This is a genomic window from Rhizobium gallicum bv. gallicum R602sp, assembly GCF_000816845.1.
GTDB lineage: Bacteria > Pseudomonadota > Alphaproteobacteria > Rhizobiales > Rhizobiaceae > Rhizobium > Rhizobium gallicum.
This window is the reverse complement of record NZ_CP006879.1, coordinates 15,824-33,353: the sequence shown is the minus strand read 5'-3', so window position 1 is coordinate 33,353 and position 17,530 is coordinate 15,824. Positions and strand designations below refer to the sequence as shown.

Genomic DNA, 17,530 nt, shown 5'->3' with positions numbered 1-17,530 from the left:
ATTTTTTCTAAGCTTGCACGTGGTTTTCAAGGTGTCGTTTGATTGAGCGAGCAACCGCCTCTCCTAATCGGACCGGCACCGCGTTTCCTATCTGCCGCGCTAGTCGGAGCTGGTTCACTCGCTCGCCCGGTGCGACAAATTCAAAGTCCGCAGGAAAAGACTGAAGGATGGCAGCTTCACGGATCGAAATTGCGCGGTCCTGCTCTGGATGACCAAACCGTCCATTGCCAATTCCCAAGCACTGCGTCGTGATGACGGGCGAGGGTTCGTCCCACCTCATTCTGCCGTAAACAGCTCTGAACGATTTCCCTTCAGGCTTCCGGTGGCACGCGAGCTGGAGACTTTTGTCCCAATCCTTCCAGCTTCCGCCCTCGCGAGTTGCCCTTATGCGCCGCAGGTTCGTTTCCTTGAGATTGCGGGATTGGTGCAGCCGGTCCACGGTATCAGCTTCGCCCGCCTTGATTGGAGGAAGAGAGCCAATTGCCTCCCTGACGGTCATCGGGGAGTCTAGGTGGGTAGGTTCGATAAGCTTCACTTCACCGAATTTAGATGCAAAAAGCACCAGTCTGGTTCGCCTCTGCGGCACTCCGTAATTTTGTGCCCGCACTTTTTGATAGGTCACCTGATAGCCAGCTACCTTCAAGCGATCCACAAAGCTGTTGAACGCCGGATGGATTGCAACACGCGGGACATTCTCCATCGAGACGATATCGGGTTGAACCTCCTCAATGATCCGCGCGAATTCTCGAAGCAAATTCCATCGCTTGTCGGTATCTTCCGGGGTCTCATTCTGCCGATATCGGCCCGTATACATTGAGAATGGCTGGCACGGCGCGCATCCAACTAGCACCTTCGTCGCACCGGGAGAATACAGCCTATCTATGTCGCTACCAGACAATTCTGCAACGTTGGCCGGCAGGAATTCAGCTTTGATGTTCTTCTCATAGGCGTATTTGCAGCTAGCATCGAAGTCTATGCCAGCCAGCACGCTGATGCCAGCTTTACGGAAACCCGCGCTCAGCCCTCCGACACCACAAAATAAATCCACAACTTCGATTTTCATGACTACCAGTATCAAGCTCAAAGATAAACGTCGACGGTCAAAACCTCAATTTTACAGCTTTATCGCGATTCATGGGAATATGACATCTGAAGCTGGTGGCCGCTGCGGGAATCGAACCCGCACGGGCGAAGCCCGAGGCACCGGCCTCGTCGCGGCTGCAAGACTTCTTTTGCCGTTCTCCAGTTACGACACAGCATTTGGCGAGGCGTTGACCGCGACATTGGCCTCCGCAGCGTCCAGCACGCCGCTGGTCCGCCCAAGCGATCCGAATGCTGAGAGTTTCCGCTCAAACCGTGGCGATTTCCGGCAAGGCATACGGTGATATCCTGGACGGTGTCGATCGAGAGGACAAAGAAGACGACCGCGATCGCCGAAAATCGACGCCCCCTTCTTTGAAAATGCCGAACGGCGTTGTCCTCGATCAGGATAGGGTCCAATCACTTGCAGATGATGCAACGGAGTTTGCCAAAATCCTCTCCCGGGCGGTGAGTACCGGAGGTCTCGACTGGTCGCCTATCGGCCGAGCCCTATTCGCCAAAGGCGGCGGTCCGAGCGTCAGGGAAGCAGCGAATCTCGTTCTTCAACAAACCTTGACGTCACCAAGTCTGGAAGTGCTCGTCCATGCGGCGAATGCGGCGGGCGAGGTCGAAATCGCTGACGCGGCGATAACACGTCTCATTGAGAACGGCCGCCCTTACGGATGGGCGCGCTTCCACGATGGCGGATCCCATTACGCCGTTTCTCGCGCACTTCGAATTGCTTATCCCACCGATGGACGAGCCCGTGCGCTCAAACTTTTTGTTGCCGACTATACGGGACATGGTCTGCGGGCCAGGGAGCAAATTGGCTATTTGGACGAATTGCTCGGTGAATTTCTTGATGAACTGCCGCTCCGGAGCTATGGCGGGACATCGAAGAGCACGTGACACAACTTGTAGACTGGAAATCAAGTTCCTACCGGCCACCATCCCTCGATCTTAAACCGCGAGCGCACGATTGCGATATCAGCGTTCGTCTGCTGACCCGCGACATCGACCAGCCGGCTCTCTCTTTGGCATGGCAGGCCCGGCACGGCCTGTTGGACGTCTTCGAGCTCGGCGACAGGTCTGGCGCCGCTCGCGCGGCGTTGAGCAAGGCTATCGCAGACGACTATCAGGCACAGACTGCCGGGCTTTCGATCCTTGAGTGTCTTGCTGTCAGCAACCCAGCCATCGCCATACGCTATGTGGAGGATCTCAACGATCTGGCCTGGCAGGGTTCCTCCGTCATCCGGTACGCCGCACAAAACGTTCTCCAGCAACTCGAACTTGAGATCCCGTCGGCGCCGGCAAAAGTCCCCTTGCCCGCATTTTACCGCCTTCACTTTCCAGAAACTCCAAAACCGGAAATCAGTCTTTCCGGTGACGTTACCCCGCCCGGGGAACCACTGCCGGATACGGAAGATCCCTTCGACCTTACGCGGATGTACCACCACGTCCTGAAAAGGCTGGCTTCCGATGTGGAACTATCCTTCGACAATCTGGTACGCCGGATGGCGCAGCTCATGCGCATCGTCGCACCACCAGAAACCTGGTCCGCTAAAATCGAGCGGGAAATTTATCGGCACAATGAGCGTATCGGGCTCAAGCTGACATACCGGCGACCCCGCAGTCTTGTTGCTCAACATGCTTTCGGGCTCCTGGTCTCTGAGCTTTGCGATGCAGAGGTGGTGGAATGGATTCCGACGTACGTCAGGGAAATCTTGGTAGTAGCCGATCCTCCCGGAAATCTGGTCAACATTCTACCCCGGCCCGACTGGCTCTATATCCCCGCGGCAGAGGAACTCGGCAAATATCCTTAGGACGAATGGATGGCAGCCGTTGCCGAGGCGCTGCCGACGGCCTACCATACTCCCGCCGGCGACGTTGTTTTGGCCGAGTTAACCAGGATTGCGCGACAGGATAATGACCGCTCTGAAGAAAGTCGGCTCAGTGTCATCGGTCACCGCGCGCTGAAGTTCGACGACGATAGCGAACCCTCAGTTCACGATTTTTGGCATAAGGAACGATATTTCGCCCGCGACTATCCCATGCTTTGGCGCCTACAGCCGGTTCCAGTCACCGCTATCGCAGGGGGCTCCATCATGTCCGACGCCCGTTTCCTGGCCCTGAACCCCTCGGTCGCCTTCCTCCTTGGATGGCGACTGTCTGCGACGGGATTGTTCCGATGGGAGAATGCAGACGGAGAGATGATGGCGGAATCCATGAGGTGGGCGCAGGGCAATATCGAGGCCTATGACACCGGATATCAAAACCGGGCGGCGGAGGGCTGGCTTGTGCTGGCAACTCCTGCCGGGTGGGAGGCCATGCGGCAAGTGATCACGGATTCTGTACGCCATCGACGTGCTGCAAGGATGACCGGCTATAAGCGATCGGGGGATCGCGATATCTCGACAGCGGCAGACCATATCCCAATCTGAGTGCGGATTTTTCAACGCGTGCACTCAGCGGTTCGAAGGTGTATGCCAAATGGCGAGTATCGGCCCACGCCCATAGGGCATGATGTTGAACCCAGCTCAGGGCGAAATATGTCAACGGCACAGGAGTTCTGGCCATCGCGCAAGTAGCTGATGCCAATGATCTCAGTGGCAGCTGTCAAGCGAAGCGAAGAATTGACCCCTCCTATTGCCTCATGGAAGAATGCTACCGAACGATTTGGCGAGTGGAAGAGCCGGCGTGATCGTCATCCAGTCACCATTGAGGATCTCAAGGGCCGACTCCTGACGCCAGGCTTTCACCGCCATCTGCACCGTCCGCAGGCTTTTGTTCGTGAACCGGATCGACGTTCATCAGCCGCTGCAGCACGACGGCTGCCGAGAGGGTCGGCTCAGCCTCCAGCCATGCCCGAATCTGAGCTTCATACGGCTCAAGCATGGTCGGCCTCTTCGGATAGAGTTTGGTCCGCCGATATGACCTTTTATGGTAGGTCGCACCTCGCCATTCTGCCAAGCCGTCTTCAGATTAGCGGTGAAGCGCTGCAGGTCGATGACGACAGGTTCCTCAGGCGTTACTTGCTCTCCACGCCGATCGACGCGTCTTCCCAAATCCTCCTGCGCCGCACGGATGCCAGTGAAGAGCATTACCGGGTCGGCCGCTGCGGCCGGTGACGAATGGCAGCGCCTGCGGCTCAAGGCTCGGCCCACGCGTCAATAATCGCCATCGCAGCGGCCGAGACGCTGCGGCGGATCGGCCGCGTGCCGCCTGCGATGGGCTTATCGGCTCGCCTTGCCGATCCTGAACGTCATGTATCCTTTCGCGATTTATTACCTGTTCCTGGTCGCCGCACCCGTCTGGACCGCAGCGAGCATCGATTCGTCACCGTCCACGACTGGTGCAGACAGCTTGGAACACGATGAGCGCCCGGCTCGCTCCCTAAGATCGCGTCAAGGACTGGCTATATACTCGAATCTGTTCAATCCACCGTATTCGATCAGATGTGCGGCCGCTGCAACGATCTGTTTGATGTCGGCCGACACTTTTGAAATCGACGTTCCCGGCTGGACGACCTTGATGCGATAGAGATACTTCTGCATCGCATCGCCGGAGAGAAGCAGACGCATCATGTCGATGTCGCCCGCCAGAAACTTATGGTCGCCGCCCTTCTGATGGCGGCGATCGATGTGCGCCCGTACCGCGGAATAGGTCAGGCGACGTCCACTCTTGATGGCTTGACCGAGCACCTCGTACTGATCCTGCAGTCGCCGCCCGGGATCGTCAGAACCGGAGTATTTGGCGTGCCAAAGGGTGATCTCGGTATCCTGTAGCAAACCCTCCGATGCGATCTGGCGGACTGTTATCAGGTCGGCCAATTCACCGCTTCCATCGTCATGAAAGACGACATCGAACCCATCAACGATGAGCTCGCGCGCGATTTCGTCCTGTATGCTCTCGATTCTGTGCGGGAACTCGTCGGACAAACGTTCCTTCCTGATATCGACCGTTGCGGGCCAGATTTTCTCGACGAAGGTTTCTTCAGAGGGAACGAGTGGCAATTCCGCCAGCGGCTCGGTCCCTTCCGCCCCCACAATGATTGCCCCATCAATGGAATAGAGGGTTGGCGGTTGCGCGTTGATGAAGTCCAGGAATTTTTCGTAATTGCCACCACGCCTCACCAGCAGCTGATCCGTTGGGACAAACCCTGTTCCGCTCTTTCGCTCTGTGGGGCGAAAAACCGGGCGCGCACCCGGCTGATAGCTAACCGTGGTATAGCCGCTTGCCCACCGGATCCGCAGGCTCATCTGATCGCTCGGCTGCGGGCGTGACGCAATTTCGATTGCGCAATCAAGCAGGAGCGACAGCGGAGAAGGGACCGACGAAACCTCATCTGGCGAATCCTGAAACCTAGTCGACGCAACTGAAACCTCGGAAACACGAACGAGCGTGAGCGGTTTCGAATATACATCGAGAGGCCAATCGGCGGCCACGACCCTCGCGGGAATTTCGCGCAGCGGAACGACAAAGGGCACGCCGAAATAGCCTCGCCTGCCCCTCGGATCGCTATCGGAGCGGATGGCGGCTCCGAGCCGTTCGCACCATTTAGCGAATTCTTGCACGGAGACATTTTGCCCGCCCCACAGCTTTGACGATTCGCTCATCCCCAATATTTCATCATCGTCGATTTTCGCTGCGAGATGGCCGCGCACATAGCGAACCGCTTCCATTGCGCCAAATGCATCTCCCGCAGCTCGGCCTGCGGAGGAGCGATAACTCTCGGCGCCGTCGCCATATTGCCTTGTGCGCAAGCCGACATTGAAGGGGGCAAGGAGCTTTGTGCCCGAAAACACACGGGCAAGATCGCGAAACAGAACGCCTGGCAATGATTTACCTGCCACCGCGCGGATGCAGTTATCGCGCAAGGTAACATCGTCGGCGGATGCATGGAAAAAAAGCAGATCACAGTTCTTGCTGTAATACGCCATGTGAAGATGGACGCTTTCTGTCGCAATGGCATCGCCGACCAGCCAGCTGGGTGTGCCGGGCTTCTCGGTCACCAGGATTGCCGTGTCTTCGTTTTCGAGTGCATAATGCAAGTAGAGACGGTCGAATGCGGTTTTCATCTTCGACATGTCGATCTGCACACCCCTGCAATCGAACACGTCGGCTTTCTGCCGCGGTCGAAGCTGCTCCCAAAAGGCCTCGCTCAGCGGTTCTCTGGCTGCAACCCTTCCGGTCGATCGGATCCGGTCCGCATAGTCTTCATGCGCCTGTTCACCGATGATTGCGCCATCTGCCTGGGAGGCGACAATCTCATTCCAGATCGAATCGCGCCGATAGAGCGCTCTTAGGTCATCAACCACATGGGTGACTTCCGGGACCGAAAGAAAGCTCGCCTGACCTATGTTCTTCTCAGTGGTTCGGGCGAACCGACCGATGAACTGCAAGGTGATCGGCAGGGATTTGTCAGGATCGTGCAGGGCGGCAATCTTGAGTCTCGGCTCGTCAAAACCTTCACCCAGCATTCGCACGCAGATCAGACCATCAAGCTCCCCCGCTCTTAGCCTTTCGACTGCCCGGTCATTCGTCTTCTTGGCGTAGGAACTCGTGACCACCGCAATGCGCGCGCCTTCTGCTTCGTAAAGTTCCTTCAATTGTTGCGCGCGCCGCCTGGTCGACGCCTTCACCATGTATCGGTGATCGAGACCTTTCTTCCTGTCGTCCTTGAATCGGGCCAAGGTGGCGCGACAGATGGCTTGGTCCGGCGTCTCGCCCTCTCCTGGAGCGACGGCGTGATAGACGATTTTTCCAAAGACACCGTCCTTGTAGGCCGCCCGCGCCGAATAGGTATGAATGATCGGGCCTGGCATCCTGCGCCGATCAAGCCGGTAGGGTGTTGCGGAAAACAGGATCTTCGGTATCGGCCCGAGATCCTCGATCAATTTGCGCCAGGTTTCCGCCGGCGCATGGTGTCCCTCGTCGATCAAAGCCAGGTCGAAGAAGCCGCTCGGTGGCGGGCAAACGCCCTTGTAGGCGGGGCTCAAGGTTTGTGGCAGCCCGACAACGACATCGGCCTCATCAAGCGCCCGCCAGCCGGCCTCGTCTGTGATGCGATTATAGACCCGTCTCACCCTGGGCGCGATCTTGCTCTTCAGCATCTCCAGCCTGCGAAACGGATCGACTTCGCTGAATTTTTCCGCGAGCTCTTCGCGAAGGCGTGCGGACGCAACGATAACGAGGACACGTCGCGCCTTGACGAGCGCCGAAACCAGAATCATAACCGCTGACTTGCCCGTGCCGGTCGGCATGGCGATCGTCGCAGCCTCTTGAGAATGAAGGGCGTGCGCGGCCCCCGCATATGCCGCCGCCAACTGCGTCTTCCTCAGACCGGCGTGGCTGACCTTTCCCGTCTCGTCGCGGTGCTCAAGACGGATCGACATCGCCTCCGACATCGCTTCAAAACATGATTGCGTCATCCAGGAGCCTCAGAAGGGTTGGGAACCCGTGATGCCAAAAGGGTTCAGAAAGACGAGAGCCTTTTCGAACCCCTATATGCGACGGTTTTCCCGACCGATTAGGAACTACAATACTAAAACCTCAGGATGCTTAACGATATGATCAACAACCTGCATTCTTATGCATTCTTCTTGAAAATAAGTGCTTGCGCATGATGACTGCACACGTCAGCGAATGGAAGGGGAACGCGCGATCAAACTCTGAGCTAGAACGAAAGGCGGGCGCGATCAATGCGCTGCTCGTCCGGCCGATCGGTGTGCTGCCGGAAAAGCGGGCGACCAGATCCGCCCTTTCGCCCTCAGTCTCTTCAACGACATGGGTCCCTTGCTGAAACTGGACACCCCCCCGATGAAGCTGCGGCGCGCAATTCGATTTTTGATGCGCAAATATATGTTTTTGCTCTTGAACCGATTCGAGCCAACGACGCCTCGAAATGCGCTGGCTTGGTCGGTTGCGGTCGTTGCGCTACCTTTTCAGGCTGCCCAGGCCGGGCAGCGTCCAAGCGGTCGTCCGTCTGCGACAGCCAAACCGGCCGCGTTTGACTGCCATCATTACTTCAGGCACGCGGATCAGAGCGCGATGTCGACCTCGTGGTACAGCTTGTCCGACGGCAGGGCCTCGGTCGTGAAAAAGTTCGAGTTCTTTTCGAGCTCCTGGACAAGCGTGCGTCGCGGCACCTCCGTTTCCTTCGCGACGCTCCCGTGCTTGCCGAGCTTGGTGGACGTATCCGTCCTGCATATCGCTTGCCGTTCGCCGCGACGCTCGCCCGACATTTTTCCGATTTTACGCGATCGGCCGTTGGCAGCTAGGGAAAGCTGTGCGATGGTGGCGCTTTCAACTTTACCGTGATCAGGGCGGCGCGCCATGATTGTAGACGTCGAGTTTTCATCCGTACATCCGAATGGCATAGCCTATCTTGACTGGACCCCGCGCAAGCTTTCCATCCGGCTGGCCGATGCCGAGGGAGCAAATCCGGCGCGTGTGCGTTTTGCAAGCCGCACCGCGGTCGAGCTTCGCTTCTCAGAGGCGCGAGCCGATCCGATGCAGCAGGTGCTGGAGATCGACCTGCCTCAGGACGGCAGCCCGATCGGCATCTGGATCGCCGGCCTGTTTGGAACGGCAAGCATCCAGGACGGAGATAGCGGCTACACGATCTCAGATGTCCCAGGCGGCATCCAACTGATCAGCCAGGCGGCCATGGTGCGCGTTCGCAAGAACGCCAATGGGCTTACCGACGATGAACGCGACCGTTTTCTGGCGGCGATGGGTACACTCAATGCCGCCGGCAGCGGACGATTCCGCGACTTTCGCGACATGCATGTCGACCGTCCTGCTTCCGATGAGGCGCATTTTGATGTCGGTTTTCTCCCTTGGCACCGCTGCTACCTGCTCGATCTGGAGCGCGAGTTGCAGGCCATCGACCCGTCCGTGGCGCTGCCGTACTGGCGCTTCGACGAACCGGCTCCAAACGTCTTCACCAGGGCCTTCATGGGCCTTCCAAACGCCAACGGCCGCCTCGTCTTCACGGCGGGCCATCCGCTGGAGAGCTGGATCACCGACGGCCAGCTCGGCATTCTGCGCAGCATGGGTTTTTTGCCCAATGCCCGCCCGTCCTCGGTGCTGAGCGAGGCGGATACGCTTGCGCTCGCGCCGTTCCCGGCTGCCACGCAATATCGCAATTTCGCCGATATGGAAGGCAACCCGCATGGCATGGCCCATACCAGCTTTCAGGGGTCAAGCTTCATCCGGCGTATCCCGCTCGCCGCCCGCGATCCGTTGTTCTTCATGCTGCATTGCAATGTCGACCGGATCTGGGCCAAGTGGCAATGGTTGAACGCGCTTTATGATCCGGCCGAAACCGAAGCTTTCAGCCCCTCCGACACCGGACGGATTGGCCATCAGCTCGGCGACACGATGTGGCCATGGAACCAGGTCACCGGCTTGCCGCGACCTTCCACCGCGCCGGGCGGGACGCTGGCAGCCTCGCCGGTCATCGTTCGTCCTGGACCTTCGCCAACGGTGCGGGACATGCTAGACTATCAAGGAATATCGGGGGCAGAACCGTTGGGTTTCGACTATGACGATGTGCCCTTCGATCCGCCCGCCGGAACCGCGTGAGGCTGCCATGGATATCAAGGACTATCGCCAAGAGCAGCAGGACCATGTCGTCAGGGCGAAGGAAGCCGGCTACAGCCATACCGTCCCGCAAGACATTCCGGCCAAAGGTGCGGCCGACTCCGATGCGCGCGCCCAGGCCATTTGCCGGCTCGAACTCAACTCCCGCAATCTCGGTGAACGCATCCCTTATCTGCTCGATCTGCTCGGCCGCAAGACCGAGACTGTCGCGGTACGCAGGGCCGCTCTCGACATGCTGACAACCGCGGAATTCGTCGGGGGCGCCTTTCTCGATTTTCGGCCTCAGGTGATCGAAGCAATGCGCGCGCTGGCGGAGGACAAATCGCCGGTGCTGCGCCAGAAGGCGCTCGAATATCTGGCGCAGGAGAACGACGACTACGCCCGCGACATCCTTACCGAGGCACTGAACACGCCGGAGAACGCACCTGTCGGCCAGGCAAAGGCGGTCCAGCTTCTCGGCCTCGACGACCATGCCAACGCGGCCGATCTGGTGCGCAACCAGTTCGAGCAGTTGTCGCCGGCCGCTCGCGAGGAAGCCGTTCATCTGCTCGGAACCGATCCGAAAAGCGTGCCGCTTCTGTCCAATCTGGTAAAGGACAAGACGGTCGGCGAGAAACTGCGGCGGGTGACTGCCGCCGGTCTGAAAGCGATTGACTCCGAACGGTTCGCCCAGACGGCACGCGACGTGCTGGCCGATCGCAGCGACAGCGCGACCTTCAAGGCCGCCATCGTCGGCATGGCGCAGACGATGAGCCCGGTGCACGCACTCGACACGGTCATCGATGCTGCCCAGCGGCATACGAAATCGAAGACGTTGAAAGACGCAGCACGGCGCTATTTCGCAGCGCCGCGCAAGCCGGAGTAACCTTCATGGCGGCGCTTTCGGGCCTGCAGGCGCGAGCCGGCGAGATCGACCGCGCCGCGGCGAGCGCCGATCCCGAGACGGAGCTGAGCCGGTTTTTTCGCGACAGCGATCCGGTCTATGCCGGACTGGGGTCGGCAGACGTCGATCGGGTCAGGGCCTATGCACTTGCAGTGGTCGCCCGCACTGCGCCAAGATCGGGCATCGCTGCGGCGCGCGAAGAGATCGATGCCGGGATTGTGGCGGGACCGCTCGCAGCGGCTGGGCGGCTCGTCGCGGCACTCGACAGGCCGAGCCGCGACTGGCTTGGGCCGCTTGCCGCGGCCGCTACGCGTATTCGCGGACGTGACCAGAAAGTCTGGCTCGACCAGATCGAGGCCCGCATCCCCTCCAGCGTCACCGATACGGCGACGACCGAACTTGCGCTTGCCTTCCGGGCGGTGGTGCGGAGAAACGGTCTTGGCGCGGCCGATTTCGCGCAGCTCCTCGCCGATGCTCCTTTGGGATTTGCCCGCGCCGTTGAAGGCGTGCTCGATACGATCGCTGCGGCCGAGGGCCCCGTGGCGACGATGCCTTCCTGTTGTTGCGATGGGACAAGCGAAGCGACGCCGAAAGGCGAAAGGGCTTTGGCCGGACGTGACCCGGTCCCAGTCGGGTTTAGTACATGCTGCTGCCATGCAGAAGAAACTCTTCCTGTGCCGAACAAAGTTCTTCCAGCCTCGATCTGGGACGTGCAGGTGGAGGATCATGACGGCGAAAAGGCAATGCTCGGCGCGCGCTTGCTCGGGCGCCCCGCGATTCTTGCTTTCTTCTACACGCGCTGCATGAATCCATTGAAATGCTCTCGCACGGTCACGATCCTCGCCGAAACGGCAAAGCGGGCCGCGGCGGAAGGCTTGGCGGTGGGTGTCTTCGGCATGTCCTACGACCCGGCATGGGACACGCCGGCGCGGCTCAGCCGCTACGGTCTCGACCGGGGAATGCAGTTTACGCCGGATGTGGCGCTGTTGCGAGCGACCGGCGATTGGGACGGGCTACGCATGACCCTCGAGCTTGCAGTCGGCTACGGTCCGTCAACCGTCAACCGCCACCGGATCGAAGTCCTTGTCCTGGACGCCAACGGCCGTCCCGTGTTCGAAAGCGATGGCCGCCCGCCGGAAGCCGGCGAGCTCCTTGCGGTATTGAAACAGGCAGCCGCGCGCTAGGCGCGCCGAGGGAATGCGGATCGGTCATCGGTCCCGATCATGATGGTACGCATCGCGTGCAAGACTGGGGAAGACCATTGAAACTCAAAAAGCGGCGGTTTTCGGCGGCGGAGCGGTGGGCCGTACACGGTTCATGACGACAGCTGCTGCCTGGGGGGAGAGGCGATCGCCATGATGGAGATTGACCATATCTTTCCGGAGAGCCTTGCTGCCGACGAGGCAAGACTTGCAGAGGCCCTTCGGATTGCAGGATGACTTCGATTTGAACAGCGATTAAAACTGGCTTCCGTCTTGTAGTCCTGCAATCTTAGGAAGCGCAATACGGTCTTCGCCTGCACGCCGATCGTTCAGCTTCAGCTGGAGCGCGCAAGAGAGAAGGCTAGCCGGCGCCTTTGAGCGTAGCTCGCGTTCGAGGATGTCGACGATTAACTATCTCAGGGGCTTCGCGCCATTTTTCAAAGCTGACGATCAAATAATGGGAGCCGAACCCAAGCGTCACTTTGAAACATGAGCCGCTTCTCCTTCCACCTCCTGGTGAGAAAAAACTGAACCAGCGATTAGTCGGACGCAAACACCTCGCTGGATATTTGTCACCGCCGGCCCCGCCACTCGGCGCCGCTCCACCATGACCAAGCCCACCGTCGCCGCGGTTGACACTCCTTGCCGCCCGTCATCGCAAGGGCGTATTCGGCGGAAGATCGAAGCGCGTGATCTGGCCGTTGCCGGGGTTCCACGTCACCTCGTGGGTTTCGAAGGTCGCATCGCGGCGAAGCATGGCAAATCCGTCCGGTGACATGATGAAAGGCGGCGGCTTTTCACCTCCCCCGCGCACGAGCTGCTGAACCGGCACGGCACGGGAAAATCCCTGGTTGAAGGCGTTAGCGAGTTGATGGAGAAATTTCTCCGCAGGACCAAGCGCGACCGCAAAGACCCAGCCAGAAAGATGCGGGCGGAGCGCGTCGATTGAGGGGAACGTCGGGTCGATACCGATCAGGAAACTGCGGTCACCGCAGACGACCTGAACGAAACTCTGGATGCCCGGACTGATATCACTCTTGAGCAGGACGGCGTCGATCTTAGCGACGACGGACGGTGCGTTGGCAAGCAGGAAAACCGCACGATAGTTGCCGAGCCGCAAATCGAAACTCTGGGGTTCATGCGTCCTGGCCGGCGGCGGCGGCGGCGGGATTTGTACCGACAGCGCGGTCCCCGTGCCGGGACCGGCTCCTGCGGTCGGAGCGATGGCCGTAGGGTCCGTCTCGGCAACCGCGAGGAAGGCATCGGCTGCAATTGCCGGCGGGGGTGGCGCCGTCGGTCCGGGGGCGTGCCCGGGACGTGCGGCAAAGGCCAACGCATATCCATGTTCGATGAAGCCGACCGACGGGCCGCCTTTCGGGCCGGGCGGAGACAGATAGACATAGGGCTGAACCTGCCGGAGATAGGCATTGTGCGCCGTCGAGTCTGCGCCGCCTTGTGTCGCCGCGCTGGTGATCGAGCCCTTGGCTTCCGCAAGCACGAGCGCACCGGTTGCAGATTCATAGACATAGTCGGCGAGCGCTACGGAGCTGCCGATCAGCTGCTCTGCGACGTCGCGCCAGACAAACCCCAACATTTCCATCGTCTGATCGGTGATGCCGGCCCCCACCCTTCCCGACAGCGCGGTTCTTTCAGAATCGGAGAGGTCGGTGATATCCTCAAGGAAGGCAACGACGGTGGTCGTGTCGTCCACCAGTATCTCCAAAAGTGCCCGGCTGCTTGCGATCAATGCGGCAACGACGCCAGGTGAGGCGCGTGCCATCGCCGTGCACCGCGCAATGCTTTTGAAGAGGTCGAGGGGGCTACATCGACCCTGCCAAGCGGAGGCGGCGTGAGCCTGCCTGAAGGCGTCCGCGGTGGCGGCGGCTCGGCCTGGCGAACGGGTGCGAGCTGCTTGATGCTGGCTGTCCACGGAATGCTCATCTGGCACCTCGACCCTGCTGCCTGCCATGCGGCGTCAAGCAGACTAGTCGAGCTGAGGCGATGATGCAATCTGAGCGGGAATGGCGCACGCAAAAGAACATGATGCCGACGTTGTCATCGGCGACTTGGTCACGGCAGCTGCTGCTCGACTCCGACGGCGGGGCGACCGGTCACGGCGAAACGGAGCTCAGCATTGCTGTGAAACCGGCTTCGATCTCGCCCGGAGCCTGCAATAATAGGTGCGCCGCACAGCGTGCCGGTCGTGATCAGGTGCCCTCGCCTTCAGCGATGTCTCCGGCCGGCGGTGGTCGTTCACATAGTCGATGACCAGATCCGGGTGTCGTCCTTCGGGTGTTTTGCAGGGCCGTCCCGTTGCGCTTGGCAAGATCGAAATTTTCTTGCGCCCAATCCTCTGGGTCGGAAACGGCCGCCAGAGTGTCGGACGCCCAGAAGACCTTGAGGATGGCGCGCCCGCTTTTGTCGCGACGAGTTTTAAATATGTCCTGGATCGTGCCATCGACGGTGGCGTAGGCACCGAACATCCCGTCCCAATAGGCGTGAAGATTCATCGCCTGACCATCGCCGGACTGACCATGATTCCGTAGCCGCCACGATCGCCCGTATCGGCCTCGTCATCTGGTGCTTCAGGCTGAGCGGCTTCGAGAACATCCGCTGGCATCGCGATAGACTTTGAAGGTCTTGATATCATCTGCCCAGACAGAGGCGCGAATGAAGGTGTAGCGGTCGACTTCTTTCGCCCGGCTGGCGGGGTTGGCACCGCCGCTGCCCATTCAGCATAATGCGGTTCAAGCGGATCAGACGGTTCGCCTCTGCCTTGGCATTCGGCGTCAAAAGCTCATAGGCGATGGCCGCGACCCCGCATATGGCCCTCGTCCCATCATGCATGCGCCGAGCTTACACACAATGACAAGGCCGCCGCTAGCCTGTTTAGGTAGCCTGCCCGGGCGGTTCGCTGTCAGGCGGATCCAGTTGTCGAGCACTTAGGCTATTGGCGACTATACTTGCCGTGGGTGACGTCTGCTTCGGCCAAACGTCCGACGCCCGGCGAACACCATCAGGCACCAGATACCCCGGCAAGGTCCAAACGCTGTCGTGAACAATCGGCGCCTCGCCTGGATCACGAGCCCGAAAGAAATTCCATCGCCGGCTGGTCCTTCCGGTGGCAGCATCATACCGTCGTTTCGGCACGAACTCCGCCGCCCACCATTTCCATGTCAGTGAGCGGTGGATCTTGCGGTTTTTGTTCTCTGGATCGAGAGCGATCTGCTGCACGAGCCCGCTTCTGGCGATGTCGTCGACCACGAGTCCATTTGCTTCGGCCTCCTCCAGCATCCAGGCGAGCGCGAGACGCGACAGGCCGCTTTCCGTTTCCCTATAACCGCCACCGACATCGCAGTGGTCGCCAGCAAACCAGATTTGCCGGATATCCCTTCCCTCGACAATTGCCGCCTTGTTGGTGCGGAAGAAGGCGCGCTTTTCGTCAAGCGCGATCGCATGCCTTAAGACGGCAATGTCCGGATTGTCGTAGGTGTGTGGCAGCGCCGCCGGAGACCCGACCCAGCCGACGGAACTTACTGTATCCCAGACGCCGACGAAGTGCGGCTTGCACTCGTCTGTCGAAAGCGTTGCCTTGAACTCGGCGGCAAGCCGAAAATAGGCCATCTTTCGCTGCTCGCTGTTGCGTGCCCGATCGATCGCCCAGAACATGTCGACTAAGTAAGACACGAGGGCGTCATTTCCGGGCATCAGCAGTCCATACATCTTGATCAGTCCCGCCAGGGCGCGCGCCGTGTAAGCACCCCGGCTGAAGCCGAAGATGAACAGGCGATCGCCCGGCCTGAAATGCGTCATCACAAAAACGTACGCGTCGACAATGTCGCGCTTCAGACCATAACCGAACGCAAGGCCCGCGAGCTTGGCGAGGCGCGTTCCGATGCCTGTGACGAAGCCCGGGGGCGCTTTGGTGCCTACCCCAGGATGGTAATAGACGAGCTGCCGATCGCGATCCTTGACGATAAGCTCGCAGAGCTTGACAACGTTCGTGCGGTCGGCGGTGAACTGGTTGGACGTACCATCGCAGCAAACGACCAGATTGCGGCTGGGCGGTCCTGCAGCATCCATTTTCGCGGTCTGGTTCATGTTTTCCCTCCAAGTTCATTCTGCTCCAGCGCGGAGCCCATGCAGGTCAACCCCCGTTCCTGCCTCATCCGTCCATTTCGAACCGATAGGTCAACTCGACCCAGAGATCGTCATGCGTGACGCTGACGGGGTTCTTAGTATCTGTTGGGTTCGTAGTGAAGGCGAGGCATTCTGCCGCCGGATCTCCATCGCCTTGGACGATGCGGCCGCGAGTGCGGGCCTTTAGATCTTCGTACATCTTGGCGTAGGGCATCTTCCAGCCTTTTCCGGCTTCTGTCCTGCCCTTCCCCTGAATTGCGGCGACCGCCTCGACGACCGGAATGGCGGCCGTCAATCGCGGATCGGACATCCGTTCCAAGCCGAGCGTCTTGAGCGTCGCATTGTGGCTTCCATGATGACCTGCTTTGTAGAACGTCACCCTCTGTAGCAGATCTTCGGCGCTTATCGGCGCAGGATCGCTGTCGCTTTTCCTTTCGCGCGGATACGTCTGGTTGTTCCAGGATAGCCAGTTGCCGACCTGCGCGTCGCCCGGGAAAAGCAGGACTTGCCCGTCGGCCGTTTCGAAGGCCAGGGCGAGACTGGTATTGTTAGTGTCCGAATCCATTTTGAGGGCGAGTGCCTCGATCGATCCAGTCCAATCGGTGTCGATCTTGCGCCATGTCGATGCGGGTTCGTCGTAAAGATCGGCAACTGCGTGGCGGGGCATTTCTTCCTTGCGCTTGGTCCGGCCCTTCTTCGCCGGTACCTTGAGAGGACGGTGGTGGATACGGGCGAAGGGCGTGACGTCGTCCGCGATCGGCGCAGCGCCGCCATTTGCCTCCAGTGCGAGCTGCGCCATGATCGTGCTTTGCGCTGCTGCCGCCATGTCCTGTTGCGTCACGTAGACCTCCTTTTCCGGGCCCGCCGAAGGACTGTCCTTTTTCAACAGCTTTTCCAGACGAGGCGGTCCCAGAACATAGGCCTTGAGGCCGAATTCGGTCAGGTCAATCACCTGACCCGGTTCGAGATAGGACGTGGCGGCTGCCCCCGCCTTCCCTTTCAGCATCGCGACAATGTCGGCAGTCGATTGCTGGCCGTTTGCGGCCAGCCCGGGAAGCTCAAGCGGTCCTGAAAAGGCTGCGAGCGCTGCAGCATTCTGCAGCGGCGCTGGCGCATCTGCGCCAAGCCTGACTGTCAGGGATACCGCTGCCGCCAGTGCCTGCTTGGCCTGGCGAAAGCGTGTTCGCAGATCGATCGCCTGCTGGTCCTTCGGGTCTTCGGTCCAGGCAAACCAGAGCCGACCGATCGTCAGTCCCTTGTCCAGAAAGCCGGCCTTTTCGGCCGAAAAGCCAGAGAGGTGATCAAAGTGCTCGTGGGTTATGACAAGAAGATCGATCCGGCCGTCGACCTCTTTCAGCACATCCTTTGCAACGGCCGAGATTTGCTTCGGCCCGGCGACAACGGCCGCTAGCCTGTCCTTGCCTGCGCCTTTGATCACGGCTGCATTGAGTTTGGCAAGCATGTCAGCGCCAGCGGCGACATTTTGGAGAACGCCGCAATCGATGAGGATCGTCTTGACCGTTTCGCGGCCATCGGCGACGACCGTCGGACGGACGAGGAAGCAGTCGCCGAGGATGCCGCGGTACATCCTGATCGTGAGCGATTTGAGCTGAGCCAT

The 17,530-nt window shown here is 59.8% G+C and carries 14 protein-coding genes; 6 read left to right on the top strand and 8 right to left on the bottom strand.

Features of this window, described 5'->3' with window-relative positions:
• Positions 1-7: 7 nt before the first annotated feature.
• A complete protein-coding gene (locus tag RGR602_RS21145; RefSeq protein ID WP_040114108.1) occupies positions 8-1,063 on the bottom strand; it encodes a DNA cytosine methyltransferase in 1,056 nt (351 codons plus the stop codon).
• Positions 1,064-1,332: 269 nt separating this feature from the next.
• Here RGR602_RS21145 and RGR602_RS21140 point away from each other — a divergent pair, with 269 nt between their 5' ends.
• From RGR602_RS21140 to RGR602_RS21130, 3 genes are all read left to right on the top strand, one after another.
• Positions 1,333-1,989: a hypothetical protein gene (locus RGR602_RS21140; RefSeq protein ID WP_133938045.1), complete on the top strand. Its 657-nt coding sequence runs from the start codon at positions 1,333-1,335 to the stop codon at positions 1,987-1,989.
• Between the two features lie 152 nt (positions 1,990-2,141).
• A complete protein-coding gene (locus RGR602_RS21135; RefSeq protein ID WP_207647049.1) occupies positions 2,142-2,903 on the top strand; it encodes a hypothetical protein in 762 nt (253 codons plus the stop codon).
• 9 nt (positions 2,904-2,912) lie between these two features.
• A complete protein-coding gene (locus RGR602_RS21130) occupies positions 2,913-3,521 on the top strand; it encodes a hypothetical protein (protein ID WP_040114105.1) in 609 nt (202 codons plus the stop codon).
• 286 nt (positions 3,522-3,807) lie between these two features.
• On the opposite strand, the gene RGR602_RS38555 is transcribed toward RGR602_RS21130, so the two are convergent.
• The 3 genes from RGR602_RS38555 to RGR602_RS21115 all read right to left on the bottom strand — a co-directional run bounded on the left by RGR602_RS38555 (position 3,808) and on the right by RGR602_RS21115 (position 8,417).
• A complete protein-coding gene (locus RGR602_RS38555) occupies positions 3,808-3,975 on the bottom strand; it encodes a hypothetical protein (RefSeq protein WP_223844055.1) in 168 nt (55 codons plus the stop codon).
• A gap of 509 nt (positions 3,976-4,484) precedes the next feature.
• Positions 4,485-7,511: a DEAD/DEAH box helicase gene (locus RGR602_RS21120; RefSeq protein ID WP_082046624.1), complete on the bottom strand. Its 3,027-nt coding sequence runs from the start codon at positions 7,509-7,511 to the stop codon at positions 4,485-4,487.
• A 609-nt stretch (positions 7,512-8,120) separates the two neighbouring features.
• A complete protein-coding gene (locus tag RGR602_RS21115; protein ID WP_040114103.1) occupies positions 8,121-8,417 on the bottom strand; it encodes a hypothetical protein in 297 nt (98 codons plus the stop codon).
• Here RGR602_RS21115 and RGR602_RS34965 point away from each other — a divergent pair.
• The 3 genes from RGR602_RS34965 to RGR602_RS21100 are packed head-to-tail and all read left to right on the top strand — an operon-like array spanning position 8,416 to position 11,754.
• Positions 8,416-9,669 (top strand): tyrosinase family protein, encoded by a 1,254-nt coding sequence (locus tag RGR602_RS34965; RefSeq protein ID WP_052451679.1) that lies wholly within the window; start codon positions 8,416-8,418, stop codon positions 9,667-9,669. The genes RGR602_RS21115 and RGR602_RS34965 overlap by 2 nt on opposite strands.
• A 7-nt stretch (positions 9,670-9,676) precedes the next feature.
• Positions 9,677-10,552 (top strand): HEAT repeat domain-containing protein, encoded by an 876-nt coding sequence (locus RGR602_RS21105; RefSeq protein ID WP_166677336.1) that lies wholly within the window; start codon positions 9,677-9,679, stop codon positions 10,550-10,552.
• A gap of 5 nt (positions 10,553-10,557) precedes the next feature.
• A complete protein-coding gene (locus RGR602_RS21100; RefSeq protein WP_040114101.1) occupies positions 10,558-11,754 on the top strand; it encodes an SCO family protein in 1,197 nt (398 codons plus the stop codon).
• A 670-nt stretch (positions 11,755-12,424) separates the two neighbouring features.
• On the opposite strand, the gene RGR602_RS21095 is transcribed toward RGR602_RS21100, so the two are convergent.
• The 4 genes from RGR602_RS21095 to RGR602_RS21080 form a co-directional block, all read right to left on the bottom strand.
• Positions 12,425-13,552, bottom strand: a complete 1,128-nt coding sequence (locus RGR602_RS21095) for a hypothetical protein (protein ID WP_040114100.1) — start codon at positions 13,550-13,552, stop codon at positions 12,425-12,427.
• Between the two features lie 427 nt (positions 13,553-13,979).
• Positions 13,980-14,282, bottom strand: a complete 303-nt coding sequence (locus RGR602_RS37400; RefSeq protein WP_133938043.1) for a phospholipase C/P1 nuclease family protein — start codon at positions 14,280-14,282, stop codon at positions 13,980-13,982.
• Positions 14,283-14,661: 379 nt separating this feature from the next.
• Positions 14,662-15,873, bottom strand: a complete 1,212-nt coding sequence (locus tag RGR602_RS21085) for a T6SS phospholipase effector Tle1-like catalytic domain-containing protein (protein WP_052451678.1) — start codon at positions 15,871-15,873, stop codon at positions 14,662-14,664.
• A 64-nt stretch (positions 15,874-15,937) separates the two neighbouring features.
• Positions 15,938-17,530, bottom strand: coding sequence for an MBL fold metallo-hydrolase (locus RGR602_RS21080; RefSeq protein WP_040114098.1), 1,593 nt, complete (start codon positions 17,528-17,530; stop codon positions 15,938-15,940).